24 protein-coding genes are annotated in these 26,490 nt (G+C 41.7%); 10 read left to right on the top strand and 14 right to left on the bottom strand.

All coding sequences use genetic code 11. From position 1 onward, the window contains the following. Positions 1-13: 13 nt before the first annotated feature. The 4 genes from ACTQ9S_RS06935 to ACTQ9S_RS06920 all read right to left on the bottom strand — a co-directional run bounded on the left by ACTQ9S_RS06935 (position 14) and on the right by ACTQ9S_RS06920 (position 4,234). The gene (locus ACTQ9S_RS06935; RefSeq protein ID WP_440454511.1) at positions 14-607 is read right to left on the bottom strand and encodes a glutathione S-transferase family protein; all 594 of its coding nucleotides are present in this window, start codon (positions 605-607) and stop codon (positions 14-16) included. A gap of 168 nt (positions 608-775) precedes the next feature. Further along, positions 776-1,891, bottom strand: a complete 1,116-nt coding sequence (gene ald / locus ACTQ9S_RS06930) for an alanine dehydrogenase (protein ID WP_068034423.1) — start codon at positions 1,889-1,891, stop codon at positions 776-778. A 212-nt stretch (positions 1,892-2,103) separates the two neighbouring features. Next, positions 2,104-3,474 (bottom strand): NCS1 family transporter, encoded by a 1,371-nt coding sequence (locus ACTQ9S_RS06925; RefSeq protein ID WP_082787145.1) that lies wholly within the window; start codon positions 3,472-3,474, stop codon positions 2,104-2,106. Between the two features lie 61 nt (positions 3,475-3,535). Further along, entirely contained in the window at positions 3,536-4,234 is a 699-nt protein-coding gene (locus tag ACTQ9S_RS06920) for an aspartate/glutamate racemase family protein (protein ID WP_068034421.1), read from the bottom strand. Positions 4,235-4,452: 218 nt separating this feature from the next. Here ACTQ9S_RS06920 and ACTQ9S_RS06915 point away from each other — a divergent pair, with 218 nt between their 5' ends. The 4 genes from ACTQ9S_RS06915 (at position 4,453) to ACTQ9S_RS06900 (ending at position 10,451) form a co-directional block, all read left to right on the top strand. Further along, a complete protein-coding gene (locus tag ACTQ9S_RS06915; RefSeq protein ID WP_440454510.1) occupies positions 4,453-5,169 on the top strand; it encodes a GntR family transcriptional regulator in 717 nt (238 codons plus the stop codon). Positions 5,170-5,959: 790 nt separating this feature from the next. Further along, the gene (gene ileS, locus ACTQ9S_RS06910; protein ID WP_440454509.1) at positions 5,960-8,803 is read left to right on the top strand and encodes an isoleucine--tRNA ligase; all 2,844 of its coding nucleotides are present in this window, start codon (positions 5,960-5,962) and stop codon (positions 8,801-8,803) included. Continuing rightward, on the top strand, positions 8,796-9,434 hold the full coding sequence (gene lspA, locus ACTQ9S_RS06905) for a signal peptidase II (protein ID WP_082785609.1): 639 nt from the start codon (positions 8,796-8,798) through the stop codon (positions 9,432-9,434). Before ileS ends, lspA begins: the two co-directional genes overlap by 8 nt. A gap of 411 nt (positions 9,435-9,845) precedes the next feature. After that, positions 9,846-10,451, top strand: a complete 606-nt coding sequence (locus ACTQ9S_RS06900; protein WP_440454508.1) for an O-acetyl-ADP-ribose deacetylase — start codon at positions 9,846-9,848, stop codon at positions 10,449-10,451. A gap of 96 nt (positions 10,452-10,547) precedes the next feature. Here ACTQ9S_RS06900 and ACTQ9S_RS06895 read toward each other — a convergent pair whose 3' ends face one another. Together ACTQ9S_RS06895 and ACTQ9S_RS06890 are read right to left on the bottom strand one after the other, a co-directional pair. Beyond that, positions 10,548-11,027 carry a hemerythrin domain-containing protein gene (locus ACTQ9S_RS06895; RefSeq protein WP_068034415.1) on the bottom strand — a complete coding sequence of 160 codons (480 nt, stop codon included), beginning with the start codon at positions 11,025-11,027 and terminating at the stop codon, positions 10,548-10,550. 196 nt (positions 11,028-11,223) lie between these two features. Beyond that, positions 11,224-11,883 (bottom strand): DUF1294 domain-containing protein, encoded by a 660-nt coding sequence (locus tag ACTQ9S_RS06890; protein WP_440454507.1) that lies wholly within the window; start codon positions 11,881-11,883, stop codon positions 11,224-11,226. Positions 11,884-12,032: 149 nt separating this feature from the next. Here ACTQ9S_RS06890 and fkpB point away from each other — a divergent pair, with 149 nt between their 5' ends. Both fkpB and ACTQ9S_RS06880 read left to right on the top strand, forming a co-directional pair. Then, the gene (gene fkpB / locus ACTQ9S_RS06885; protein ID WP_440454506.1) at positions 12,033-12,542 is read left to right on the top strand and encodes an FKBP-type peptidyl-prolyl cis-trans isomerase; all 510 of its coding nucleotides are present in this window, start codon (positions 12,033-12,035) and stop codon (positions 12,540-12,542) included. A gap of 49 nt (positions 12,543-12,591) precedes the next feature. After that, positions 12,592-13,632, top strand: coding sequence for an aldo/keto reductase (locus ACTQ9S_RS06880; protein WP_440454505.1), 1,041 nt, complete (start codon positions 12,592-12,594; stop codon positions 13,630-13,632). Positions 13,633-13,747: 115 nt separating this feature from the next. Here the strand turns inward: ACTQ9S_RS06880 and ACTQ9S_RS06875 are convergent, their stop codons facing one another. Next, positions 13,748-14,572: a lysophospholipid acyltransferase family protein gene (locus tag ACTQ9S_RS06875; RefSeq protein WP_068034402.1), complete on the bottom strand. Its 825-nt coding sequence runs from the start codon at positions 14,570-14,572 to the stop codon at positions 13,748-13,750. A gap of 438 nt (positions 14,573-15,010) precedes the next feature. Between ACTQ9S_RS06875 and hflX the strand changes: the two genes are divergently transcribed. The 4 genes from hflX (at position 15,011) to ACTQ9S_RS06855 (ending at position 19,310) form a co-directional block, all read left to right on the top strand. Then, entirely contained in the window at positions 15,011-16,489 is a 1,479-nt protein-coding gene (gene hflX / locus ACTQ9S_RS06870; RefSeq protein WP_068034400.1) for a ribosome rescue GTPase HflX, read from the top strand. Between the two features lie 361 nt (positions 16,490-16,850). Next, positions 16,851-17,285, top strand: a complete 435-nt coding sequence (locus ACTQ9S_RS06865; RefSeq protein WP_350655441.1) for a CidA/LrgA family protein — start codon at positions 16,851-16,853, stop codon at positions 17,283-17,285. A 16-nt stretch (positions 17,286-17,301) separates the two neighbouring features. After that, positions 17,302-17,991 (top strand): LrgB family protein, encoded by a 690-nt coding sequence (locus tag ACTQ9S_RS06860; RefSeq protein WP_068034397.1) that lies wholly within the window; start codon positions 17,302-17,304, stop codon positions 17,989-17,991. Positions 17,992-18,494: 503 nt separating this feature from the next. Then, positions 18,495-19,310, top strand: coding sequence for a lytic transglycosylase domain-containing protein (locus ACTQ9S_RS06855; protein ID WP_068038919.1), 816 nt, complete (start codon positions 18,495-18,497; stop codon positions 19,308-19,310). A gap of 122 nt (positions 19,311-19,432) precedes the next feature. Here the strand turns inward: ACTQ9S_RS06855 and tsf are convergent, their stop codons facing one another. The 7 genes from tsf to ACTQ9S_RS06820 all read right to left on the bottom strand — a co-directional run bounded on the left by tsf (position 19,433) and on the right by ACTQ9S_RS06820 (position 26,426). Continuing rightward, complete coding sequence (gene tsf, locus ACTQ9S_RS06850) at positions 19,433-20,317, bottom strand: translation elongation factor Ts (RefSeq protein ID WP_440454504.1); 885 nt, start codon at positions 20,315-20,317, stop codon at positions 19,433-19,435. Between the two features lie 330 nt (positions 20,318-20,647). Continuing rightward, the gene (gene rpsB / locus ACTQ9S_RS06845) at positions 20,648-21,463 is read right to left on the bottom strand and encodes a 30S ribosomal protein S2 (protein WP_068034393.1); all 816 of its coding nucleotides are present in this window, start codon (positions 21,461-21,463) and stop codon (positions 20,648-20,650) included. A gap of 433 nt (positions 21,464-21,896) precedes the next feature. Beyond that, positions 21,897-22,346, bottom strand: a complete 450-nt coding sequence (locus tag ACTQ9S_RS06840) for a chemotaxis protein CheX (protein ID WP_068034390.1) — start codon at positions 22,344-22,346, stop codon at positions 21,897-21,899. A 41-nt stretch (positions 22,347-22,387) separates the two neighbouring features. Next, positions 22,388-22,837 carry a chemotaxis protein CheX gene (locus ACTQ9S_RS06835; RefSeq protein WP_440454503.1) on the bottom strand — a complete coding sequence of 150 codons (450 nt, stop codon included), beginning with the start codon at positions 22,835-22,837 and terminating at the stop codon, positions 22,388-22,390. 30 nt (positions 22,838-22,867) lie between these two features. Beyond that, positions 22,868-23,218: a response regulator gene (locus ACTQ9S_RS06830; RefSeq protein ID WP_228138930.1), complete on the bottom strand. Its 351-nt coding sequence runs from the start codon at positions 23,216-23,218 to the stop codon at positions 22,868-22,870. Between the two features lie 32 nt (positions 23,219-23,250). Then, entirely contained in the window at positions 23,251-25,461 is a 2,211-nt protein-coding gene (locus ACTQ9S_RS06825; RefSeq protein WP_350655444.1) for an ATP-binding protein, read from the bottom strand. Positions 25,462-25,529: 68 nt separating this feature from the next. After that, positions 25,530-26,426 (bottom strand): substrate-binding periplasmic protein, encoded by an 897-nt coding sequence (locus ACTQ9S_RS06820; protein WP_350655445.1) that lies wholly within the window; start codon positions 26,424-26,426, stop codon positions 25,530-25,532. Between the last annotated feature and the right edge of the window lie 64 nt (positions 26,427-26,490).

Below are 26,490 nucleotides of genomic sequence, written 5' to 3'. Positions count from 1 at the left end.
GAGTAATTTTTCATCATATTTCAGGCATGGAGACAAAATTTGGTAGCGCCTTGATACGCTCCATCCAGCTCTGTATCGCTGGATAAGACTCTAGTGATACGCCGCCTTCGTGGCTAAGTGCGACATAAGGGAAGCAAGCTAAATCCGCTATCGTCGGCCGATCAAGCTCTAACCAGTCACGATCTGCTAGATGCTTATTTAAGATATCAAGGATGCGGGTTGACTTGCTCCTAGCCAAATCAATGTCTAATGGATAGCCAAACTTATCATGCAATCGGGCATCATTAGGGCCTCTGGCAATCTCACTTTCAGCGACCATCAACCACTGCACAACCTTAGCCTCATCAGCAGGCGTCGTTGGATACCAGTCCGTTCTATCAAACTTTCTAGCAAGATAAACAAGAATGGCTTGCGAATCTCTAAGAATTAAATCGCCATCAATGAATACCGGAATTTCACCAAAGACATTACGTTTAATAGATTCTTCATTCTTATGTTCACCTTCTAAAAAATCCACCGAGCGCAATGTATAAGGTTGTTGAATCAATGCTAAAAACAGCCGAACCTTATAGCAATTCCCTGATAACTCTAAATCATAAAGTTCCATGTCTGTTATTCCTATATTGTCTATAGTGGTTGTTGTCTATTATCTACAGTATAATAATGAGTATTTGCCGTCAATTTAAATCATTGAAAACATTATTAAAAACATTGTGCTTTTATATTGAAACGCGATACATACTGACCCCACCAGCAGCCCTATTCTCTAAAGAATCTAACCAATCAAATCATCTAGTGTTTTATATTCATAACCCAACGTCTCAGCAACTACCTTATAGGTCATATAGCCTTGAGTGGTATTAACGCCTTTTGCCAGTGCTGGATCATCAAGACATGCTTGCCGATAGCCTTTTTTAGCTAGTGCCAATACATACGGCAAGGTGACGTTAGAGAGCGCTATTGTTGAGGTACGTGGCACTGCTCCTGGAATATTAGCAACCGCATAATGAATCACCCCATGCTTAATATAAGTCGGACTATCATGAGTAGTAATACGGTCGGTAGTTTCAAAGACGCCGCCTTGGTCAATAGCAATATCAATAATGACACTGCCAGCGCTCATTGATTTAATCATCTCCTCGCTGACGAGTTTCGGTGTTGCCGCTCCTGGAATCAACACTGCACCGATGACCAAATCACTTTCCTTTACACTCTTTGCGATGTTGACTTTGTTAGATATTAGAGTCTGCACATTATTATCAAACATCTCAGATAGCTGCTTGAGACGTTTAGGATCAAGATCCAAAATAGTAACGTCAGCACGTAAGCCAATCGCAATTTTGGCCGCTTCTGTACCGGCTACCCCGCCACCAATAATAGTCACTCTGCCCTTTTGAACGCCTGGAACGCCGCCCAGCAAAATCCCTTTACCGCCATAAAAAGTCTGCAAAAACTGCGCACCAATTTGCGTACTCATACGCCCAGCAATTTCGCTCATCGGTGTGAGTAGTGGCAATGAGTTGTCTGTCAATTGCACTGTCTCGTAAGCAATACCGGTTACTTTATTATTGATCAACACTTTCGCAAGCTCGGGCTCGTTAGCGAGATGCAAATAGGTAAATAATGTTAAACCTTTAATCAAATACTTATATTCATTACTCTGGGGTTCTTTTACCTTGATAACCAGCTCAGCATTCCAAGCCTTATCGGCACTTTTAACGATAGTAGCCCCTGCCGCTTTATAATCCTCATCAGTAAATTGTGAGCCGATACCAGCATTACTTTCGACCAAAATTTCATGACCGTTGTCGACCAAGATGCTAACCACACTTGGGGTTAGGCCAACACGATTTTCATTATTTTTAATTTCTTTAGGGATGCCTATTTTCATATTTCATCTTCCTTGATGAGAGTAATCTTACATTTCAGTAAAAAAAGTAAGCGATAGGAGCTTAGCGCTGTTTAACACCTCAAAATCAGCTAAGACCGTGACAACTTAAGGTTATCATGCAGCAACCAACTGCTTAACGCAACAATCCCTACGGTAGAACACTCTACGGTAGGGATTGTTGTTTATCTATCTCAAATTCTGAACGAAATTATTTATGACATAAAACGCTGCGCAGCGGGCATTTTAAGCATCAAGATCCAATAGATAGCACCTGCTGGAATTAAGCTTGCGTACCATGAGATACTTGAGAAGGTTAACGCGACCCCAGTACCGATAACCATAGCAATGACTGCAGCCATATTGACGCCTTTATAAGGGCCGTCTTTGTCATAGAGCTTATCGATATCAAGTTTTTGTTTGCGCAAGAAATAGTAATCTACTACCAAGATTGCAAATATTGGGCCCAAGAAGGCTGAATACGTTTGAATAAATAAATTTAATCCTGCGGCAGATTCATCTTTTACCAGCTCCCAAGGGAAGGTACAGAATGCTAGCAAACCAACAATAACAGCCGCTGTTTTATACTTAAGGTTAAAGATATCCATTAACGCATAAGCAGGTGGAATAACGTTGTTTAAGATATTGGTCGTGACTTGCGCAAAAGCGATGAAAAGCATGGTGATAATCAATAAAGGCTTGTTATCGACGGCGCTAGAAAACACTTGAATAGGGTCAACTTCACCAGTCGCACTAGTGACCATCACCCCAATCAACCCCATAAATAGTGTGGCAGGAAGAATTGAGTTGGCATAAATAACCACTTGACGGAATAGCCCAACATTCTTACGCAATTCTCTTGAATAATCAGAGACGTTGAGCATCATCGTGCTATAGACACCCAAGAACAACATCGTTGCACCCCAAAACGGTGTGCCCCAAGTACCCTCAACATTAACAAGGTTGGTAGAAATCGTAGCGCCATACTTGTTAATGACACTAAAAAACATGTATGCAAGTGAACCGATAATAAAAACGGAACCAATATTTTCAAGCCATTTGATTCCATGGAAACCAAGGACGGATAAACCAATTTGTAGGAATTGAAAGCCAATGAAGAAGACGACAATATTGTTGTAGCCAAACAAAGTATCAGATACCAAGTTTAGGGCTCCAGCACCAATCCAGCTCTGAAAGCCAAACCATACAATCGCTGGCACTGAACGCACGAGTGCTGGAATACGGCTACCGGAAAAACCAAAGGCAGAGCGAGTCTGCACCATGAACGGTATACCATATTTATGACCGGCTCGGCCATTAATCATCAGCGCTGCGCCAATAACGCTACAACCAATCGTAATGGCGACAACCACTTGTAGTAGATTTAAGGTGCCGACGAGGCCTGATCCAACCGTGAATGTCCCGATGGAGACACACCCACCTAACCAAGCAAATAAATAAGACCATGAGCCCATAATCCGCGTGGTTTGCGGTGCCAGACTTTCCTCTCCAACCGCCTTTCCAACCGTCTTATGATCGAGGGCTTTCACTCCTGCCGCAGCGACGGCAACTTTCGCATTTTCCATTACGTTCTCCTTCCTTGAGAAAGTTTATTGGTTAATCGTGGGTTATCTCATTTCAATTTATTTAACTCTGAATCGGTGCCGCATAGGCGCCAACTTTGCTTGTTTTCAAGCCGCAGCCAACCAAGGCCTCAACCATGCGCGTAGCAACAGCAACGCCATCAATGACAGGAACGCCAGTCTCCTCAGTCAACCACTCTGTCAAATCAGCCATACCAGCACAGCCTAAAACAACGGCTTCGCAGTTATCTTCACGTACCGCACGTAAAATCTCATCACGGACTTTTTCTCGTGCGCCAGAGCCAGGCTCTTCAAGTGCAAGTACCGGTATGGCAGCAGAGCGTACACGGCGGCAGCGATGGGATAAGCCATAACCATGAATAAGCTCTTCAATCACAGGTACAGATCGAGGTAAGGTCGTGACAACACTAAATGACGTCGAAATCATACTTGCCGCCTTGACTGCTGCTTCGCAAATTCCAAGAACAGGTCCTGAAAAAACTTCGCGGCAAGCGCCGATACCCGGATCATCAAAACAAGCAACCACCACCCCATCAATACCTTCTGCTTCAGCTTGCTGTAAACGTCTGATTAAACCAGGAACAGACAACGCTTCGTCGTGATGTCCTTGAATAGAGGCAGGAGCATCCGTTCCAGATGCGCCAATAATGGTAGTGCCAGCACTGGCTTTTTGACGCGCACTTTCAACGATTTTATCTGTCATTGAAGTCGTTGAGTTTGGATTCATTACTAAAATTTTCATAGAAGCTCGCTATTGCTCGTTTTAGTTGTCATTTTCGTTATTAGTTTCATTATTAATTTTTAGTTTTGTTGTTAATTACTCGTTATCAATTATTCAATATCGAACTGTCATCAAATAATCGTTGTTAACAAACATTGTTAACTATTATTGTTAACAAAACAATCAAAAATTTATAATATTTGTTGTGGCGATGAGGATGGGGCTCTATAATTGCGCCTATGAATATTGTAAAAACTAAAAAATCAGCTTCTGGGTTCGATGAGATACCAGAGCAAACGATCATTAACTCTATCACCGCTGCGGTGTCAGAGCAGCGTCTGCCAGCCGGAACAAAGCTAGGTGAGCAGATGTTGAGCGATCTATTTGAATGTAATAGAGCCAATGTCAGGCGTGCGCTTTCTACGCTTGCAACCATGCATGTGGTGCAATTACAGCCTAATCGAGGTGCTTTTGTATCCACGCCTTCGCCGAAAGAAGCTGGCGATGTGTTTGAAGCCCGCCGCACGATTGAGCGGACGCTTGCACGTAAGGTAATCAAGAACATCACTCCGCAAGATATTGCTGATATGCGCGCCACGATAGCCGCTGAGGCTAAAGCACGTGCGCAAGGCGATAAGCCCGCAGAACTTCGCTTGTCACGTACATTTCATATGCATTTGGCTACCATCGCTGACAACCAAGTCCTAGAGCAGTTTTTGAGTGAATTGACGCTACGTACTACCTTAATTATCGGCTTGTATAATAAGGTCGGATCGTCCAATTGTGCCGAAGATGAACATCTTGATATGGTACAGGCTATCGAAGCAAAGGATGAAGAACGCCTTCTATTATTAATTGACGAGCATTTGAATCATTTGGAGGCTGGGCTTGATTTTGAATGCTCTGCAAAACCATTCTTTAGCTTGGCAGAGCAGCTGACCATCGTACCGGTCTAACTTTTCAAAAAAACATGTGTTCAAACACGTTAAAAGACCATGTAATATTTTAAGAGCATGGTTTTTAAACCTGATTAACGATAGGATTTCAGGCACTTTTAGATCTTTATAGAATCTATTTTTATTAGAAAGTCTTTCCTTCATCTCCTGTTATACATCTTGCCTTTTCTCCCCTAATTGTTCCTTAGTTATCCATGCTGTACTGGCATTTCTTTTGCAAGGCATTTATCTCAGTAGCGCGTTATGATTTTTGTACTTCTATTTAGGACTGATTATGGTGACGAATCAATTGGCAGCTAGAGACGATGTTAATGTTAGAGTCAAGGCTAGCAATTAAACACCCTAATCTTGAAATTGACTAGCACAACACGCATATCTCAATGCAGCAGCCAATATAGTCGACTCACTCTAAAAAAATACAATACTGCTGAGATGAATTTTTCGCAGCCTCTGTCTGGCTTGCGCACAGCAAGCGAGGAAAACTCATCCCAGCAGAACGGTATTACAGTATGTACTCCTTTTATTTTGAACTGACTATATTACTAATACTCAGTACATTCCCGAAAATGATGTCAATCCAACTCGCATCAACTACCCATTACCTAGCAACAGCTTCAATTTAGTGGTTGGTTCAATGGATGAAAGCCCCTATTTTTAGTCCCTTATTTATCCTATAATGGGTAGCTTTTATTTTTGCTAAACATGTCCGTTGGTTTATGAGTCACCTTATAATATTGCGCATCCTAACCCTTATCTTTCCACTGTATAAATAGAGACAAAGACAACGACTATGACCGAATCTATCGACTATAAAGACACGCTGAACCTTGCCGATACGCCCTTTGCTATGCGCGCAAACCTTGCCAAACGTGAGCCAGATTGGCTTGCTGAGTGGGAAGCGGATGATGTGTACGGCAAAATTCGCAAGGCGCGTACAGGTGCGACCAAATACATTTTGCACGACGGCCCTCCATACGCCAATGGTCAGATTCACTTAGGTCACGCGGTCAATAAAGTATTGAAAGATATTATCGTAAAGTCAAAAACCTTATCAGGATTTGATGCGCCTTACGTGCCCGGTTGGGATTGTCATGGTCTACCTATCGAGCAAAAAGTCGAAGCCAAAGTCGGCAAGGTCGGTCAAAAAGTCTCTGCTACCGAGTTCCGCGGTCTGTGCCGTGAGTATGCAAGCACGCAGATTGAGCTGCAAAAGGCAGACTTTAAACGTCTAGGCGTGTTTGGTGATTGGGACAACCCTTATCTCACGATGAACTTCCATCAAGAAGCCAACATCGTACGCGCACTGGCTAAAATTTATGACAATGGCCATGTGACCCGCGGTATGAAGCCAGTCAACTGGTGCTTGGATTGTAGCTCTGCCCTAGCTGAAGCCGAAGTTGAATACCAAGACAAAGTATCTGATGCTATCTACGTTAGCTTTGATGTGCTTGATACCGAAAAGGTTGCCGCATTAAGCGAAATCGATGGCAATATTGCAGTCGTTATTTGGACCACGACGCCTTGGACATTACCTGCTAACCAAGCGATCGCTGTACATCCTGAACATGACTATAGTGTCGTCGCGACTGACAAAGGTAACTTCTTATTAGCAACTGACCTTATTGAAACGGCATTAACCGAGCTTAAGCTCAGTAATGAAGGCGTATTGGCAACCGTATCAGGGCGTGAGCTTGAAGGTCTGCGTGCCCAGCATCCATTGATTGAAGATCGTCAAGTGCCGCTTATCTTAGGCGATCACGTAACCACCGATAGCGGTACTGGCTTAGTACATACGGCACCCGGTCACGGTCTCGACGATTATATCGTTGGTCTTAAATATAACTTACCAGTTGAAAACCCAGTGAGCGGTACAGGTGTCTATTTAGAAAGTGCAGCGGTATTTGCTGGTGAGCATATCTATAAAGCCAATCCAAAAATCATCGCCACCCTACATGACAACGGACACTTAATTAGCCATACCAAAATTGAGCATAGCTATCCGCATTGCTGGCGTCATAAGTCGCCGATTATCTTCCGCGCAACGCCGCAATGGTTTATAAACATGGAAACCAAAGGTTTACGCGCACGTGCGCTTGCGGATATTCCAGCGGTCAAATGGACGCCAGCATGGGGACAAAACCGCATTGAATCTATGATGACCGGTCGTCCAGATTGGTGTATCTCACGTCAACGTACTTGGGGCGTGCCGATTGCCTTTTTCACTCATAAAGAAACGGGTGAGCTGCATCCTAATACGCTTGAGCTAATGGAAGTAGCCGCGAAAAATATCGATGCAGGCGGTGTTGAAGCTTGGTTTGATGCCAGTTGTGAAGACTACTTAGGCGCGGAAGCCGCTGATTATGATAAATCTACCGACACTTTAGACGTTTGGTTTGATTCAGGGACAACGCATTTTGCCGTTCTCGAGCAGCGCGATGAATTAACCAATCCAGCTGATATGTACCTGGAAGGCTCAGATCAACATCGCGGTTGGTTCCAGACTTCACTATTAACGTCTGAAGCAATGTACGAGCGCCCACCGTTTAAGCAAGTGTTGACACATGGTTTTGTGGTCGATGAAAACGGTCGCAAGATGAGTAAATCATTGGGCAATATCATCACTCCGCAGGATGAGATTAATAAAACAGGCGCAGATATGCTGCGTTTGTGGATTGCCTCTAGCGATTATCGTTATGAGATGAGCGCGGGTAAAACGGTCTTTAAAGGCGCAATCGATATGTATCGCCGTATCCGTAATACCTTGCGTTTCTTGCTTGCCAATACCGATGACTTCGATCCAGCAATCAACAGCATTGATATTAACGAACTAGTCAGCCTTGATAAGTTCATCATTGAGCGTACGCAAACCGTGCAAGCACAAATCATTACTGCGTATGATGCCATGGACTTTCACCAAGTCACTCAACATATTGCAGCGTTTTGCTCGCAAGACTTGGGCAGCTTCTATTTAGATATTATCAAAGACCGTCAGTACACGACCCAAACTGATGGACAGCCGCGTCGCTCTGCGCAAACGGCTATTTATCATATCGCCCAAGCATTGATTCGCTGGATTACGCCGATTTTGTCGTTCACCGCGCAAGAAGCGTGGGAAGTACTACATAGCAACAATGCTGATGAAAGCGCCTATGTGTTTACGGAAGAATGGTACGAGTTCCCAGAGTTTGAGTTAAGCGCCATCAGTACCGATGACTGGCAACGTATCATGCTGGCTAAAGATATGGTGAATAAGCATATTGAAACCGCACGTGGTGAAAAAATCATCAATGCTAACTTATCAGCTGACGTTGACTTATATGCTGACGGTGCGATGCATGAAAGCTTAGCCAAGCTTGGCGAAGAGCTGCGTTTTGTGCTAATTACCAGTAGCGCAACCTTAAAGCCGATGAGTGATGCACCTGCTGCTAATAAAGATAATGCCGCAGAGCAAGCCGAGAACAGCACCAAAGAGATGTCAGACTTAGTGGTAAATGTTAGCGCCGCGACTGGTACCAAATGCGTGCGCTGCTGGCATATCCGTAATGACATCGGTACAGATGCAGCACATCCTGAACTATGTGCTCGCTGCGTAACCAACGTCATTGGTAACGGCGAGGTGCGCCACTATGCCTAATTCTACGCCTAACCCAACGGACTCACCTGAAAATAAGAAGCCTGATATCGAGCTCGACAATGCACCTAGGCCTGCTCATGCGACCACGGGTAGCTCAACGACGCCGAGAAGTCGTTTGACCAAGACCCCAAAAATGATTGCAAATGGTAGCCGCGCTTTTATGTGGTATTTGCTGTCGCTTGCCGTGCTTATCATTGATCAGTGGACGAAATGGCTGGCTGAAACCAACCTGACATTCCATGAGCCAGTGCCCGTTATCGAACCATTTCTTAACTGGACCTTAGCGTACAATTATGGTGCTGCGTTTAGCTTTTTGGCCGATGCAGGCGGTTGGCAAAAGTGGTTTTTCTCGGGTCTTGCTCTAATCATGTCGCTGTTCTTGATAGGCTATTTGATAAAGGCTCCACGCCAAGCCAAGCTGCTATCTACAGGTCTAGCACTAGTGCTCGGCGGTGCAGTTGGTAATCTGATAGATCGCTTGCTACATGGTCATGTCATTGACTTTATTCATGTGCACAACGCGGATGTCTGGCATTATCCGATCTTCAACATTGCCGATATGGGAATAAGTATTGGTGTGGCGATGATTGTCATTGATATGCTGTTTTTAGAAAAGAAGCGTGAGGTTTAGCGATTATAATCGTAAATAGTTTTTAGATTTAGCAGGTGGGTTTACAAATACGTAACCCACCTTTTCTTTTGCCTGTTATTTTTGCTAAGTTAAGGTGTTGGAGCTGCTCCTGCTATATATTCCTGCTCATCTAACCAAGCGTAAGCAATTGGTAACGCATTTTGAACACACTTCAAGCAATTCTAATTCTCAACGTTGAGATTTTACCAAAGAGATTAATCGCCAAAAACTCAGGATTTCTTTGCTCACCTTTTTTAGCTGTTTATTTGCCTATTTATTTGTTTATAGAGCTGTAAAACTATGCTTATAAAGTGCAACTTATTATAACCATACAACATACAAGCAAACGATGGAAAATAATTTAGAATAAGTTATAAAATAAGATTGTTGCACAAATAAAAGGGTTTTTCTATGTCAAACACTCAAACAAGACCTATTTATCAAAAGAAAATTTCTGCTTCTAAAAATCCTAATAGTGAGCGCTCTAATGCCGTGACTTTGTCAGTATTACAGGCAGATATCACCACGCTAAAGGTTGACGCAATTGTGAATGCTGCTAATTCAAGTTTGCTTGGTGGCGGCGGTGTCGATGGCGCGATTCATCGAGCGGCGGGGCCTGAGCTACTAGAATACTGCCGTACACTAAATGGCTGCGCGGCAGGCGATGCTAAGATCAGTCCGGCGTTTAATCTGCCCTCTCAGTATGTGATTCATACCGTAGGACCTGTTTGGAATGGCGGTCATGATAATGAGGCAGCGTTACTTGCTAGTTGCTATCAGAACTCGTTGAATTTAGCGATTGAAAACAATCTTGCCAGTATTGCCTTCCCCGCTATCAGCACTGGCGTGTATGGATATCCGCTGGAGCAAGCGACTGAGATTGCGGTTAATACTGTCGAAGAATATATGCAAAGTGGCTTAAAGAAGGCAGCTGACCTTTCAATCCGTGAAGTGATATTCTGCTGCTTTTCGGCAACAGATGCCGCGCTTTATAAGCAAGTATTAGAGTTGCATTGAAACAACTATTATAAAACTATCCACCAAAAAAATAGCCACTACATATAGTGGCTATTTTAATACGCTAACTTTGCAATTTATCAAAACATTTAGCAATCAATCATCTGCGTGGGTTTGCTCAAATTCAGCATGTTCAACTTGGTACAAAGCACCAAGACGTTGCTGCAAATCCGTATCTAAAATCTTTTCCGCTTGTTTAAAAAACTCATTTTCTTCTTCTTCTAAATGATGACGTACTTTATGAATCAGATCTGCACAAGTCTTATCCCACTTCTCTTGTCCAATACGACCATCATCTAAAGTCTCCATCATCTCATCCATCTCATGATGCTCAGTAATGGCGTGACGAGACAACTCCAGACCTTCATCATGCTGCATAACTGGTACATATAGATGACGCTCTTCAGCCGCTGCATGTGCTTGTAGCTCTAGTTTGAGATCTTCATAAACGGTTTTACGCTGTGCATCACCCTCTGTTTTTTCAAGCTTGTCGCATAGCTCGCGTTGAACCTCATGTTTTTCAATTAACGCTGCAAAAATATCTTGTTTCAAATCAACGTCAGTATCGTTACTCATGGATTTCTCCTCTTTTAAATTATCTGTGTATCAACTATTTAAATAGTTTTATTAAATATCTCAATATAATAACAATATTAAAAGCGATTATTGTCATCTATCAGTTATCGATAGACTATCGTTTAGTTAACATCATCTACTAGATCTTGATGGGTCAATCCAAACCACACTAAACCAAGCCACGCCAAAAGATGACCTACAACAGCGCTTCCAAAATGCTCAATTGTCCACCAGCTAATATAAACAACAACCCTGCCATATTAATCACTACCGTCAGATAATAAGTCATCCGAAACTCAGGCTTTTGTGATTTATGACGCAAATACGTCTGTGCGACCATCGCTCCTACCCAGCCACCAAGTGCACTTAATAGATGCAACGTTGTTTCGGGCGTACGCCAATCACCATTTTGGGCAGCGGCTTTGTCTTTGGCATACATTGCGTAAGTTATGAATCCTAAAGCCACATACCAACCTATCACTAGCCAGCTGAGCTTGTCTGTTGCAGCCAATAGGATTAACACGCCATAAAAACCAATACCGAGGAACAAACGCTTCTTTTGTCCCTCCTCAAATTCTGCTTGTGAGCTGCGCTTTTGATTACGTTTACGAATTTGTTGATTCTTTTGTGCCATTTTTTGTTGCACGAAGCTCAGCTCTTGTACTTGTTTAGCTTGCAGGCGACCCTGATTATCTCGACCAATCGTAAAGACGACTGACTCGCCAATCTTGGGGCGACGCTGGGCTTTGAATTCACTGACATGAAAGAATACGGACTCACCAACCTCAGTTTCAATAAAACCAAAGCCTTTATCTTCTTGCCATTTGTTAATATGACCTTGCTGTTTGTTTGTCATCAATATTCCTACTCACTCTTATGTTCGCCAAATATAGTACACTATTTGCTTTACACTATTTACGCTTACATATCTTTATAGATAGCTTATCATTTCTTATATTATCGACTGACTTAACTTCCTACTCTCGCAATAGATGGCTTTTTACTATGACCCAACCTACAGATTCGTCCCAATTTATTAATCCTAACGAGGACACGCGCATCACCTTTGGCAGCCTCGTTAAGCTACATTTTGAAGTGTCGCTAGAAAACGGCACCACTATTGATTCAACCTTCAACCGTGATTCACCCGTGACGCTAACTATTGGTGATGAGAGTTTATTACCAGGTTTTGAGCAAGTACTGATGAACTTACGTGCTGGCGACACTCGCTCCGCCCACCTTGATCCTGAGCAAGCTTTTGGTGAGTGGAATCCTGAAAATATACAGCATTTTAGTCGTACTCAATTCGCTCTCGTCACTGACAGTCCAGAAATTGGGATGTTGGTCGAATTTGAAGATAAAGGTAAAAACACCCTACCCGGTACGATTAGTGCTATCAATGATGATGAGATAGAAGTGGATTTTAATCATCCTCTTGCTGGTCAGTCAGTATTGTTCAAAGTAAAGGTCTTTAAAGTGACTCCACCTGGCGTAACTGGCGTCCAAATAATGTGATAGCCTAAAAATAATATATGGAATAAACAATCTCAAAAAGGATACTCGTATGCAATATCAAATGCTTCCGCAAATCGACGAAAAAGTTTCTAAAATCTGTCTAGGTACTATGACATGGGGACAGCAAAATACTGAGGCTCAAGCACATGAGCAAATGGATATGGCGCTAAGCGAAGGCGTAAATTTTTGGGATACTGCAGAGATGTATCCTTCACCGCCGGACAAAGACAAACAAGGTGACACCGAACGTTACGTCGGCACTTGGTTCAATAAAACCAAACAGCGCGACAAAGTCATACTCGCTAGCAAAATGTCGCCAATGAGCTTTTTACGTGACGGACAAACCCGTTATACCGCTGAACAAATAAGTAGCGCTATTGATGGCAATCTTGAGCGTCTGCAGACAGATTATATTGATATTTATCAGCTGCATTGGCCTGAACGTCAATCAAACTATTTTGGACAGCGTGGTTATACTGAAGACATGGCCGCGCAACCATTAGAAGACTTAACGCCATTTTTGGAAACCATCAGCGCCTTAAACGATGAGATTAAAAAAGGTCGTATTCGTGCTTATGGGCTATCCAATGATACTGCTTGGGGTTTGATGCGCTATCTGTGGGAAGCAGATAAAAATAGTTTAAAAGCACCAATTACTGTGCAAAATCCATATAGCTTGCTCAACCGTTTATATGAAGTAGGAATGGCAGAGATTTCGCATCGTTCGAACGTCGGTTTACTCGCTTACTCACCGCTTGGCTTTGGTGTACTATCAGGTAAATATCTCGATGGCAAACGACCTGCTGGAGCACGCCTAACTAAATACGACCGTTTTGAGCGCTACGTTAATGAACAGGCAAAAGAAGCGACGGCTCAGTATGCTAAAATAGCGGCTGATGCCGGATTAGATATGGCTCAAATGGCATTGGCATTCGTGAATTCACGTTCATTTGTCACCAGTAATATCATTGGGGCAACGACTCTCGAACAGTTAAAGTCAAATATCGACAGTATCAACTTGACCTTGACCACCGATGTAATTGACGCTATAGAAGCGGTGCATACACGCCAGCCTAATCCATCTCCATAGAGTTGTATGACTAACCTTACTTAGTGTTTATCACTGACATAAAAAGGCGCAAATCGCTAGTGTTATCACTGCGATTTGCGCCTTTTCTAATAGCGATTTCAAGCACTTCAATAAGTTACGAAGTTGAAGCCAATTTCTCTATTTTATTAGCAGGTTGACTTAACACGCGATTATGTAGCTCCGCTAAACCATCTTGCATACGCTTCTGTAATATATTGGTCAGCTCACTCTTACTACGGCCGTTCGGGTCTAACGGCTCAAGCGGCAATACATAAGCAGTCACATCTTTACTATCTAACACCCGTTTTATACTGGTTTTCATCGTAAGCTTGCCATAATAAGGCAACTCTTCACTCAACGTGCCGTCCTTATTAACATAGCATAACACTAGCGGCTGAATAGGCACGTCAGCGTCGATAGCCGATTGCAATAAGGTGCCATGAATACGTTTTACCTTTTTGCCATCAGTTGTGGTCGCTTCGGGGAAAAATATCACCGAAAAGCCTTCATTCAAGAAGCTGGCAATTTGCGTCGTGACTGAGCCTACGTCACCAGAGCCACGTTTAATAAACACTGTTCCTGCTGCATGGACAAGCTTACCGAAGATGGGCCAATCACCAATCTCTGCCTTTGATAAAAAGAAGGCTGGACTGACTGTGCCGACTACCGGAATATCCATCCATGAGACATGGTTGGATACCCATAGACCATGATGTTGCGGCACAGGCTCAACTTGGACAATTTTAACGCCAAAGGAGCCTGCCATCTTGCGGCAAAAGGTCTGGATATAGCGTGGTAGCGTCTCACGTGGTGGCTCACGAAAGGCACCAATACGTTGCGCTGTCCGCATACCACCGGCAATAGTAGAGGTCATACCAGCGATTTGCTTACCACGACCTAGCTGTTTTCTGAGCGAAAAGCCTGACTTAGATTGGCTCATCTGTGTCCCTCATAATTAGATAACTGTTTGGATAATTATTTATTTAAATTAGAAAATTTGGATTAAGTCTGCAGGTTAAGACGTACATCTTAAAGGCAAAAAACGAGATAAGTATAACAAAATTTTGTCAGTCAGTGACGATTTGTTCACTCAGTCCTAACATGCTGCTTTTGGCCTAATACTCTTTATTATTTTACTAAAATTTCACTCAGTTTATTTAGCGTTTTTTATCATTATTACTATTCGCTTTGAAGACTGTACTTTTAATAATGATAAGTTTTGCAGATAGCTCTGTAACATAAAACAATCGTTAATTATCTTTATACGCTTTAATATCAAGACATCAGACCACATATAGACCTTATCTTAACGCTGCTTTAATGAGCCAATCTCATATAATAGTAGCGATTTATTTACTCTATTCATAGGTGATACTCTTTGGATTATTTTGAAAGACATTCAGGTGGCGAACGCGCCATTATCGTACATTTAGACATCCGTCAAATCCAAGATCCTGACGATCTAGGCGAGTTTGAGCTGTTGGCGGATTCGGCAGGTGCAGATCGTTTAGCACTCGTCACTGGCTCACGCTCAAGACCTGATGCCAAATACTTCGTTGGCAGCGGTAAAGCAGAAGAAATTGCTGAACTGGTTCGTGAACACGATGCCGATATTGTTTTGTTTAATCATAGCTTATCGCCATCCCAAGAGCGTAATGTTGAGGCGTTGATTAAATGCCGCGTACTTGATCGCACTGGTTTAATTTTAGACATCTTTGCTCAGCGTGCGCGTACTTATGAGGGTAAGTTGCAAGTAGAGCTGGCGCAGCTGAACCATTTGTCTACGCGCTTAGTACGCGGTTGGACGCATTTGGAACGTCAAAAAGGTGGTATCGGTCTGCGTGGTCCAGGTGAAACTCAGCTTGAGACAGATCGCCGCTTACTACAGACGCGGGTTAATCAGCTTAAGAACAAGCTTGATAAAGTAAGACAAACTCGCGCGCAAGGTCGAGCTAAGCGTCAAAAATCAGATGTGCCAACGATTTCATTAGTGGGCTATACTAACGCGGGTAAGTCAACTTTGTTTAACCGCTTAGTTGATGAAAACATCTATGCAGCGGATCAGCTATTTGCAACCTTAGACCCTACTCTACGCCGCTTAGACTGGCAAGGCGTGGGGCGAGTAGTGTTGGTCGATACCGTTGGTTTCGTTCGTCACTTACCGCATGAATTGGTTGAGTCTTTTCATGCTACTTTGGAAGAGACGCTAGAGGCTGATTTATTGCTACATGTTATCGACTCATCTAGTGAAGATATGCATGAGCAAATCCAAGCGGTCAAAGATGTTTTGGCTGAGATTGGTAACGATGTACCAGTGCTTAATATCTATAATAAAATTGATCTAACGGGTGAACCTGCGCATATAGGCTATGCGACCGAGGGCGAACCCAATCGCGTCTATGTGTCATCAAAAGACAATCTAGGCATGGAAGAGCTGTCACTTGCCGTGCAGCAATTACTGACGGGTACCCTAACCACGTTTGACTTGACCCTTCCTTATGATGCCGGTCAGCTCAAAAACACATTATACGAGCTGGGTGTTATCCAAGCAGAAAGTTACGATGATACGGGACATGAATGCTTAACCATTCGTCTGCCAAGCGATAGACTTAAGCAATTACTGGGACAAGCGAACTTGTCACCATTAGACGTCTTACCATTAGCGCAAGCAACATTATTGATGCCTACGCTTGAGCCATTTGAAAAAGCTATCAAAGACGATCAAGTTACTGATGGCTTTGAGAATGCTAATACTCAAGAGTCTGATGACTTTCTTGAGACTGATACTAATTTTGACATCGATACTGATGCCAACTTGGATACTGATGAACCATCCACTACTGATTCATCGTCTTAGACCTACTTGATGAGAGTCATGTTTTAATCTAAAACAAAAGCCTGTACTTGCTATCATCTAGCTTGTAAAGGCTTCTTTTATTCTAGCCATGCTAACTACTTACGTAGCAAAAACTTTTAGCAAATTCAGGTATTGAACCTTGCTGGTCAGATATGACCATCTAGCAAGGTTTATTAGTCTATCTATTGTGTATATAATCAAGCGAAGTTTATTACAGAGTCAATAAAATTTATTATTGACTGCACGCTCCTATGCTTGCTTACAACCATATTCTATAACATGGCTTTCCATGCCAATGACATAACTCTTATCCTATCTTACTGATGACATTTACTAATTGCTATCTTGGCAAGGAATGCTTATGAAGACGACTCACTCATCGACTATGCCACCATGGATTGCGTTAATATTGACGCTAGCTATGGTTATTGTTGTCCGTGAAACAGCGGTTGTTATTTGTCAGTGGGCGGGTATTGAAAAAGCCGCCAATGTAGTTGGTTTAGTAGCGATGTTTTTTATTCTTGTAGCATGGCGATTGCTAAAAGGTTTACCGGGCTGGTTGACCAAGGCTAGCAATACACTACTAGTGGATAGCGGCTTTGCCTTTTTGCCAGTATCAGCTGGTGCAGGCTTGCTACTTTTTGCATTAGGTGATGAGTTATGGGGCGTCATGCTAACCATATTGATTAGTACGCTGATACCGCTTTGGGGTCTGGGGCTACTTGCCAATCGTTGGCTAAATCATAATGCAGACATAAATACTGACACTACTAACCAGCAAAAGGGACAGCAATGAGCTGCGGAGGAAAATTATGAGCTTTGATAGTGTATTTATGGCTACCCTTGCAGCGATATTACTGACTCTAGCGGCGCACGTGATTGCTCGCGTATTAGCAAGGAAGATATCTTGGCTGCCTATGGTTATCACTGCGCTTGTATTAGTCATCGTGTTCTTATTCATTCTGCGTTGGGATTACAATAATTATTACGGTGTTGCCAAACCAGTATTCGATCACTTATTAGGTTATGTAACCGTATTGCTAGCTGTACCACTGGCAGCGATGAGTTTTAAAGGTCTACCTGTCAAAAGCTTAACTCTAATTGTGGTTATTGCTAGTCTGGTTGGGGCATTACTACCGATGTCATTGGCTTATATATTCTCACTGAGCCATGACACTATACTGGCCTTCGCTACCCGTTCTGTGACCACGCCTATTGGCCTGAGTGTGGCAGATTTGATTAAAGCACCTCTGGCAATGGCTAACTTAATTATTATTGTCTCAGGACTGATAGGTGGCACTTTGGCTCGATTTTTATTTCGCGGTATTGATGACGACCGTGCTAAAGGCTTGGCTTTAGGACTAGCGGCTCATGCCTTTGGTACCGTAGAAGCTTGGCAAATAAGTCATACTGCTGGACGCTATGCTGCGTTTGGACTGGCGGTGAACGGTTTGCTTACCGCAGTTTGGGTACCTATATTCATTGGGGCTTTAGGTATCTAGATATCTTGTATTAAGAGCTACTATATTGAGAGCTCTTGTATCAAGAGCTATTAACTATCAAGTTCACCACTTATCACAGCTATTATCTTCATTAATAATACAAACTTCTGTTCAACCTAACTTTAAGACTACTAACGCTTTATTGATTTTTACCATTTTGCAATCATATTATAGATAGAATTATTCATCTCTCTTTACTAGTTTTAACCAATGGTTAGGTAACATTAATATTTTGATTTGGTTAAGATTTTCTTACAAAGTAAGAGCTATCAAAATAGTCTTCTTCGTTAAGATTATAGGGTTAAAAGTTATTTTATGTTATAGTAAGCAACTATTATCTTTTGTATCTATTGCAAGTGATTTTTATTAGACGTGATTTTTGTTGGTTATTTATTTTAGCTACTGTTATGAAATTCTATAATCGCGGTAACGACTTTGATAAGCAAAATATCGCGCCTATGAGCAAAGCAATTTGCTACTATTCGATGAAAAGTGATACCTTTATGATAAATATTGCACCCTTCTTTAACCGTTTTTTATCTCCTGTTTTATGGACTACTGTTGCCCTATCTACTTTATCTGTTACTGCTCAAGCCGGTAACATGTATATTTATAAAGACAAAGGTGGACAAGTTCTCCTCACTAACGTCAATCCAAGTGGCAACTTCGATAAATTTACCAAAAAAGTAAAAGTTACTTATTATAAAGATTCAAAAATGTATGATGGTGCCAGCAATAGCACTGATTATGGCAGTAGCTCTGCGAGTAGAAGTGGTACTCGTGATGCCTATGACAGTTATATCCGTGCCTCTGCTTCTCGTCACGGTATTGATCCTGGCTTAATGAAAGCAATGATGCATACTGAATCAGCCTTTAATCCAAATGCACGCTCTCCTGTAGGAGCACAAGGCTTAATGCAATTGATGCCTGCTACAGCTAGTCGCTTTAAGGTTAGTAATCCGTGGAACCCTGCTGACAATATCGAAGGCTCGGCCAAATATATCGCTTGGCTCATGCGCCGCTTCAACAATAATGTTGAATTTGCGATTGCAGGTTACAACGCCGGAGAAGGCAACGTAGATAAATACAATGGTATTCCGCCTTTCAAAGAAACTCGTAACTATGTCAAACAAGTGATGAGCCGTTATCATAGTTTATATAAAAACGATTCTGGTCTCTCAGGTAACACTATGAGCGCCAGTAATACAACGATCAATAGCAATGATAACAGTGGCGGGATGCAAACCGTCAGTTATGGCACTAGTAATAACAGTGGCAGTGCCAGTTATGCTAACTCTGCCTATGCTGCACTACGGTAATTAAAAAGCAGTTATAATATTGAACGTTAGTAATAGACACAAAAAAGCCCGTTAATCAAATAACGGGCTTTTTTATGCTAAATCGAAAACACCGATTAGCAATGGCTACAATAAATTAAAACTTATTTATTGGCTAATGCTTGTGTAGCAGCAACTTCAGCAGCGAAGTCTTCTTGCTTTTTCTCGATGCCTTCACCAACTTCTAAACGTTTGAAACCAAGTACTTTTACGCCTTCAGCTTTTAGAACGTCACCAACTTTTTTCTCATTGTCCATAACGTAAGGCTGACGTAGTAAAGTTACTTCGTCTAGGTATTTACGTAAGCCACCTTCAATCATTTTTTCAACGATGTTGTCAGGCTTGCCAGACTCTTTCGCTTTTGCTTCAATGATATCTTTTTCGCGTGCTAGTACGTCAGCTGCAACGTCTTCGTCATCTACTGCGACAGGGTTAAATGCAGCAATGTGCATGGCAAGGTTTTTGCCAGTATCTGCACTGCCGCCTTCGTAAGATACAACCACACCGATACGTAGACCGTGACGGTATGATGCAATATTGTCGCCTTGAATAGTTTCAACACGACGGATTTGAATGTTTTCGCCGATTTTTTGTACCAATGATATGCGAGCTTCTTCAACAGTTTGACCATCGCCATAAGGCAATTCAGAGATAGCAGCAACATCAGTGACGTTGTTTTCTAACGCAAGATTAGCAACTTTTTCTGCAAATGCAGTAAAGCTATCATCTTTTGCAACGAAGTCAGTTTGGCAGTTAACTTCTAATAAGAATGCTTTATTGTCGCCTTGAGCGATGATAATAGCGCCATCAGCTGCGATGTTACCCGCTTTTTTAGCCGCTTTTGCTTGGCCAGATTTACGTAAATTATCAATGGCAACTTCAACATCACCGTTTGATTCTTCTAACGCTTTTTTACATTCCATCATGCCAAGACCAGTACGGTCGCGCAGTTCTTTTACCATTTTGGCAGATACTTTTACTTCTGTCATAAGAGTCACCTTAGTATTGTTATGTATAGGAGTGCTTAATTTCTATGTAATATATTTTCGATATTTGTTATTACTGTGTCGCTCTTATAGCAATGAGAGCGCTCATTATTGGTCGTTATCACAACTATTGCATGTCAGGTATTGTATATAACGAGGACAAATATAAACGATAATACTCGCCTATTAACGAGCTTCCCATCAACAATAAGGCATGACGAGTAAAACTACATCATGCCTATTGTGAGCTTATACGCTGTTAATAACCTTATATGGATGTCAATAAAAACACTATCAAGACACCCTTACAAAGTTAAACCTTACGGGTCATATTTATTCTGCTGGAGTTGCAGCTTCTTCTGCTTTAGCTTCAGCTGGTGCTTCTTCAGTAGCAGCAGGCGCTTGCTCTGAAGTTTGCTCTTGCTCAGCTTTGCCACCAGCTTGAGTCTGTGCATACTCTTTACCAGCGATAATCGCATCAGCAATAGAAGTTACATACAGCGTCACAGCACGAATAGCATCATCGTTTGCAGGGATGATGTAATCAACGTTGTCTGGGTTAGAGTTCGTATCAACGATACCGATAACTGGGATACCTAGGTTTTTAGCTTCTTTGATCGCGATCGCCTCATGATCTACATCAACGATAAAGATTGCATCAGGTAGGCCACCCATATCTTTAATACCGCCTAGTGAACGCTCAAGTTTTTCCATATCGCGAGTACGCTCTAACGCTTCACGCTTAGTTAGCTTAGCGAAGGTACCATCTTCTGCTTGCTTTTCAAGCTCTTTTAGACGGTTGATTGACTGGCGTAGTGTTTTCCAGTTGGTCAACATACCACCTAACCAACGATGGTCAACGTATGGCATGCCAGCACGAGCAGCTTGCTCACGGATGATACCGCTAGCAGCGCGTTTAGTACCAACAAATAATACTTTATTTTTCTTAGCAGCTAGGCCATTCACGTAAGTCAATGCTTCGTTGAATGCTTTTACAGTATGCTCTAAGTTGATGATGTGAATCTTGTTACGTGCACCAAAGATATATGGACCCATTTTTGGATTCCAAAAACGTGTTTGGTGACCAAAGTGAGCGCCGGCTTGTAGTAAGTCACGCATTTCAATTTTAGTTGGATTCTTTGTAGCCATGTTAAATGTCCTGTTGGTTGGGTTATGCCTCCACATCACAAAAACTGCCTATCTAGCGACACGCATTTGCTTACGATCTATGCTTTATATGTGCAACATCGTAATTATCTATTACATGCAAATTAATCAAGTCGCCAAACACCCAGCAATTTTTTGCCATGATGTGTGTGTCATTGGTTGGTTTAAAAAATTGAGCTATAGTCAAAAATATAAGTAAATTATAGAAATAGCTGCGCTGTATTTTATCATATAACTCATGATAAGCTCCAGCAGTTTATTGAAGCAGATATAAGTTATAGACAATTGTTTTGATTGGATGCTTTATCTCTCTCAGTAATTAAGGCTAACACGAAGCGCTTATTAATAAAGCACAAAAAAACGACGCATATACGTCGTTTTTTTAATCATAGTCAGTTTTGCTGATTAATTTAGATTAAGCGATACAGATACCTATCACCGCCTCATAGCCGCGCCATGTGAAGGGTGTAATGTAACTATGCCGGTCTTTTGGCAGATAAGACACACTTGGTGCACCTTCAACAATCTTAGGTGGCGAGATGATGAACTCCGAACCAAATTCAGTACGAGCATTACCAGATATGGTATTGGCCATTTCACCAAGTAAATCTTTCATCATTGTAATTGATGAATCAGGCTCGCCCATAACTTTGATAACCTCGCGCAGCATAATGCTGGGAGCGCTCACATAAACACAGCCTTTAAGAGGGCCTGATATTTCGATAACACCGCTATAATCATAGCCAATAGCGCTTCTGTTGTTATTTAAATAAGGAGTGCTAATAGCCACTTGTGCGTCATCGATCTGCGTAAAAAATGCATTAATCGAACTTAGAAACACACCTAACTTCTCTACTTTAACCATAATATATTATTGTCCATATTCATCACGTGCCAGCAGGATAATTAATCCTGCAGACAGACCACAATCTCGCCGACTTGCGACAGCCAAGTGATGGGAATGATAAAGGAACGCTCATCGCTAGGTAATACAATACTTTGCGGTGAACCTTTAAACACGAACGGTACCGAGATATGAAATTCTGCACCAAATTCATTGCGGGCATTGCCAGCTATCGTATTGGCAACCTCACCCGCAAGGTCCATGTAAATCTCTTCACTCTCGTCAGTTTCGCCCATACTGTTTAATATAGAAGCCAGTAATTCACGCGTTGCTGAAAAGTACACCACGCCTTTTTGAACCCCTGATATACCAATTACACCTGTATAGTCATGGACTTTTGGCTGTTTATTTTCTAATAAGTAGGGAGTGTCAGCGATAAGCTCTGCACCCCCAAACTGATTAAAATAGTTGCTAATAATGTTCAAAAAAATCTGTAGCTTTTGTTCTTTCATAATTACATCTACTTAAGTCGTTGGATGATATCAGTCTTGCATCAGCTCATACAAAGATTCTACGAGATCTTCTTCTGAAAAAGGTTTACAGAGAAACCCGCTGGCGCCCAACGATAATGCTTCAATACCTGTAGATTTATCAGACAAAGCCGATACCACCAAAATCCGTACATCAGGATCAATAGCAATAATCTTCTCGATACATTCAAGACCATCCATTTGCGGCATGGTTAGATCCATCGTGATGACATCTGGGCGATGCATATTGAATTTTTCAATGGCTTGAACACCACTGGTTGCTGTAGCAACCAACATGAAATTTCCTGAGTCATAAGCCCGCTGAATCCGGTTCCGGATAATATTGGAATCATCAACAATCATTAGTTTATACATAACGTATCTATTATCCTTAATTAAGCGTTAGGTAGCGTAATGACAAAACGCGTCATCTTGCCATACTCACTATTTATATTGAGCTTACCATCGTATTCTTTTACTTGAGCCTTGATGATGTCTAAACCAACACCGCGACCGCCGTCTTCGTCCGCATTCTCCTTGGTAGAAAACCCAGAAGAAAATAGTTGCTTTAGTAAGCCACTATGATCAAGCTGACTCGCTTCTTGTACATCGAAACGACCTTCTTTGACTAGCTTTTCACGAATACTGTCATAGTCAATGCCTTGGCCGTCATCTTGTAAAGTAACAACGAAGTCTTGGCCAGTACTTTGCATTTCTAGACCAATGGTACCAACAGCAGGTTTACCCACTGATTGACGTATATCAGGTGTCTCAATACCGTGCACTACAGCGTTACGTAGCAACTGGATACTAATTTCTTTAACAGTGTTTCTGAGGCGTTCTGGTATTCTAACTTGCCCTAAAGTAGTACTATCAAGCTGTACTTGTTTACCTTGTCTTGCCGCAATATCTTGCGCAAAATCATGATAATAAGCTAGCAGATGACTATCTGACTCTTCCTCTAGGTCAATATCATTACCTTCAACCTCTAAATCATTCATCGAAAAGTTCGTTGCTTGAGTCTCGGCTACAGGCGTACTCAAATCTGCCACTACAGAGTTTGGTATTGTTGCCGCACTGCTATTCGCTGCACTTGCTGGTGACGAACGATTTATACGTTCTCCTAATTTTTCGATAGTATTAGATAGGCTCAATAAGTCATCTAAATGCACTGCCAAAGGTAGGAAATCATTACCTGATAGCTTGCCTTGATTTTGTAGCACGTTAAGCTGATCTTCTGCCTCTGATGCAATCTTAGTAAAACTATGCAGTTTTAATGCTGAAGCCTCACCTTTCAAGCTATGCATTTCACGATAGATAGAGTTTAACTTAACCTCAAGCTCGTATTGCGTGCTCCCAGGATTCTTCAAGACATTATTGATTTTTTCGATATGATTTTTGGTATTAGCGATGAACTCATTAATGATTTTTGGATTTACGTTCAAGATGGTTGTTAACATCTCAATCTGCATGTCATTCTGTGAGCGCTCTTTTTCTAGACGTTGTTCTAAGTAAACAGCGTCTGAGACATCATTAACGTTGACCAAAATACGAGCAATATCTTTATCTTCATAAACACGTGAGAATCTAAAATCTAAGAAACGACTGTCTGAGCCATGCTCACCAGACGTGTTATGTAGCAAGACTTTATGTAGAGGATTAAGGTCATTGACGAGCTTTTCTTTAACGCGCGGGTTATATAGTTGCTCAACGAATTGACGCGTGGTCTTTAGGTCTTTATCAGAAATACGGCCACGTAGTACGTTGGCAAAGTTTTCTCCTGCCAAGCTATCAGCGCCAATAATACTATTAAGTGCCCGTGAATGCTGCTGACCAATATTTAAGTCTTTATCCAGCAAGAACAAACCTGTATTAACCGTTTGCATAATCTCTTGTGTTTCGCGACGTGCAGCCAATGCTTCAGCATCAGTATCACGCAAGCGACGTACAAAGAAGAATACGAAGATCAAAAAGTAAGCAAAAATAGCCGCAACGCCAAGTAACTGAATCAGGCGAATGGTCGTAGCTTGGCTTTCTGTTTCTTTATAAACCTCGCTAGTGAGCTTATCTAGAGCATTATTCATCCGTAGACTAGAGGTTTTTGCCTGTTCATAAGCCAATGCTAGTTCATCTGAAGAGTCAACACGAATATCACTAGCACCCTCAAGATAGTTTGCAATCAATGGCTTAAGATTACTCCAGTCTTGCTTTGCTTCTTCTAAGGCTGCCAATTCAGTTGCCGTCTTGATACTTGGAATATTATAAGCACTCCCCGTCGCATCAACGTATTCCGAGCCTTCACGCATACTAACCAGTAATAGATCAATCTCCTTAGTATTATTCTCTAGTCTTTCTCTCACACGCTTTTGATGAGGAGAGTTGATATGCTCACCCACACTGCTTTGTAAATCAAACAAGTCTTTGATGATAGATTGAGCATTGTTAGCTGTTTTATTAGATATATTTACTAGTGTGGTATTGCGCTCAAGAACACTTGAGGTATAAAACGTAAAGGCGAGCAACACTCCAATCAATGCCAAGAAGGCAGCAATCGACAGAATCAAACCACGATAACGTGAATTACCGTTTTGAGTTGATATAGTCATAGCATATTCCTTTTAATGTGTAGATAAATTCATATTTTTTACTTATTTAGAAGTAATACGTTCCATAACTACTGCACTTGAGTCTGCTGCAACATCTCCTCTTGCTGTAAGGATATTTTGGTCAAATCTGTGCCGAACCATTTAGTGGTTAACCTTGCATAAGTTCCATCTTCTTTAAGCCCTTTTAATCCTATATTTACTTTTTTAAGCAAATCAGGTTGGCTTTTATCAATTAGAAATACTTTGTGAGCACCATCTGCTCTAATACTTTCATAATCGAAATACTGTGGCTGCAGACTTGGTAAATCGTTTAAGGTATAGCGGAGTACGCCTGAATCATCTACAACCGCATCAACTTTGTCTTGTACCATAGCTTCTACTGCTGCAAATGTGGTTGGATATTGTTCTATAGCTTTAGTTTTATAATTTCCCTGAACAAAATATTCATATGGTTCTGAATTACTTAATACACCCAGCCTTACATTACTTAGATCATTCAAAGATTGAATGTTTAATGACTTATCCAGATACACAAGGCTGGTAGGAAGCGGTGCATAAGCATTTGAAAGCAAATACTTACTAGCGCGCTCATTACTATAAGTTAACCCTGCTGCTACCATATCTCGACTTTTATTATCCAAATTGTTAAACAATCCTTCCCAAGGATCATTATAGACTTCAATTTTAAAGCCTTGGTTTTCACCAATATACTGCATGAGTTCTATATCGAATCCAGTTACATTTCCGTACTCATCCTTGAATTCATAAGGAGCATAGTTTGCCTCAGTGCCTACTTTGACGACTGGAGCGCTATCAGGTAATTTACTTACAAAAGCATCTTTATTTTCTGTCACTACTGGACTGTTGGTATTTGCGCTGTCTTGCGTAGTAGCATTATTAGGATTACTACAGCCAAACAAACCAACACTTAGTACGATAGGAAGTACTCGATATAATTGCTTCATGATCTGTCCTTGAAAATTAAAAAACATCTACGTTTTAGTTAGTAATGATCGCTAGCTTTGATAT

Source organism: Psychrobacter sp. ASPA161_9 (assembly GCF_051970275.1).
Taxonomy (GTDB): Bacteria; Pseudomonadota; Gammaproteobacteria; order Pseudomonadales; family Moraxellaceae; genus Psychrobacter.
This window is presented reverse-complemented; position numbering and strand designations above follow the sequence as displayed.

Coding starts and splice junctions, on each gene's coding strand:
- ACTQ9S_RS06920 (WP_068034421.1), bottom strand. CDS start 4,234: ATGAAAATTTTAGTAATGAATCCAAACTCAACGACTTCAATGACAGAT.
- ACTQ9S_RS06875 (WP_068034402.1), bottom strand. CDS start 14,572: ATGAGCCAATCTAAGTCAGGCTTTTCGCTCAGAAAACAGCTAGGTCGT.
- ACTQ9S_RS06915 (WP_440454510.1), top strand. CDS start 4,453: ATGAATATTGTAAAAACTAAAAAATCAGCTTCTGGGTTCGATGAGATA.
- ACTQ9S_RS06860 (WP_068034397.1), top strand. CDS start 17,302: ATGAGCTTTGATAGTGTATTTATGGCTACCCTTGCAGCGATATTACTG.
- ACTQ9S_RS06830 (WP_228138930.1), bottom strand. CDS start 23,218: ATGATTGTTGATGATTCCAATATTATCCGGAACCGGATTCAGCGGGCT.
- ACTQ9S_RS06890 (WP_440454507.1), bottom strand. CDS start 11,883: ATGACAAACAAACAGCAAGGTCATATTAACAAATGGCAAGAAGATAAA.
- fkpB (WP_440454506.1), top strand. CDS start 12,033: ATGACCCAACCTACAGATTCGTCCCAATTTATTAATCCTAACGAGGAC.
- ACTQ9S_RS06835 (WP_440454503.1), bottom strand. CDS start 22,837: ATGAAAGAACAAAAGCTACAGATTTTTTTGAACATTATTAGCAACTAT.
- rpsB (WP_068034393.1), bottom strand. CDS start 21,463: ATGGCTACAAAGAATCCAACTAAAATTGAAATGCGTGACTTACTACAA.
- ACTQ9S_RS06925 (WP_082787145.1), bottom strand. CDS start 3,474: ATGGAAAATGCGAAAGTTGCCGTCGCTGCGGCAGGAGTGAAAGCCCTC.
- ACTQ9S_RS06840 (WP_068034390.1), bottom strand. CDS start 22,346: ATGGTTAAAGTAGAGAAGTTAGGTGTGTTTCTAAGTTCGATTAATGCA.
- lspA (WP_082785609.1), top strand. CDS start 8,796: ATGCCTAATTCTACGCCTAACCCAACGGACTCACCTGAAAATAAGAAG.
- ACTQ9S_RS06825 (WP_350655444.1), bottom strand. CDS start 25,461: ATGACTATATCAACTCAAAACGGTAATTCACGTTATCGTGGTTTGATT.
- ACTQ9S_RS06895 (WP_068034415.1), bottom strand. CDS start 11,027: ATGAGTAACGATACTGACGTTGATTTGAAACAAGATATTTTTGCAGCG.
- ACTQ9S_RS06880 (WP_440454505.1), top strand. CDS start 12,592: ATGCAATATCAAATGCTTCCGCAAATCGACGAAAAAGTTTCTAAAATC.
- ileS (WP_440454509.1), top strand. CDS start 5,960: ATGACCGAATCTATCGACTATAAAGACACGCTGAACCTTGCCGATACG.
- ACTQ9S_RS06855 (WP_068038919.1), top strand. CDS start 18,495: ATGATAAATATTGCACCCTTCTTTAACCGTTTTTTATCTCCTGTTTTA.
- tsf (WP_440454504.1), bottom strand. CDS start 20,317: ATGACAGAAGTAAAAGTATCTGCCAAAATGGTAAAAGAACTGCGCGAC.
- ACTQ9S_RS06935 (WP_440454511.1), bottom strand. CDS start 607: ATGGAACTTTATGATTTAGAGTTATCAGGGAATTGCTATAAGGTTCGG.
- ACTQ9S_RS06865 (WP_350655441.1), top strand. CDS start 16,851: ATGAAGACGACTCACTCATCGACTATGCCACCATGGATTGCGTTAATA.
- ACTQ9S_RS06820 (WP_350655445.1), bottom strand. CDS start 26,426: ATGAAGCAATTATATCGAGTACTTCCTATCGTACTAAGTGTTGGTTTG.
- ald (WP_068034423.1), bottom strand. CDS start 1,891: ATGAAAATAGGCATCCCTAAAGAAATTAAAAATAATGAAAATCGTGTT.
- ACTQ9S_RS06900 (WP_440454508.1), top strand. CDS start 9,846: ATGTCAAACACTCAAACAAGACCTATTTATCAAAAGAAAATTTCTGCT.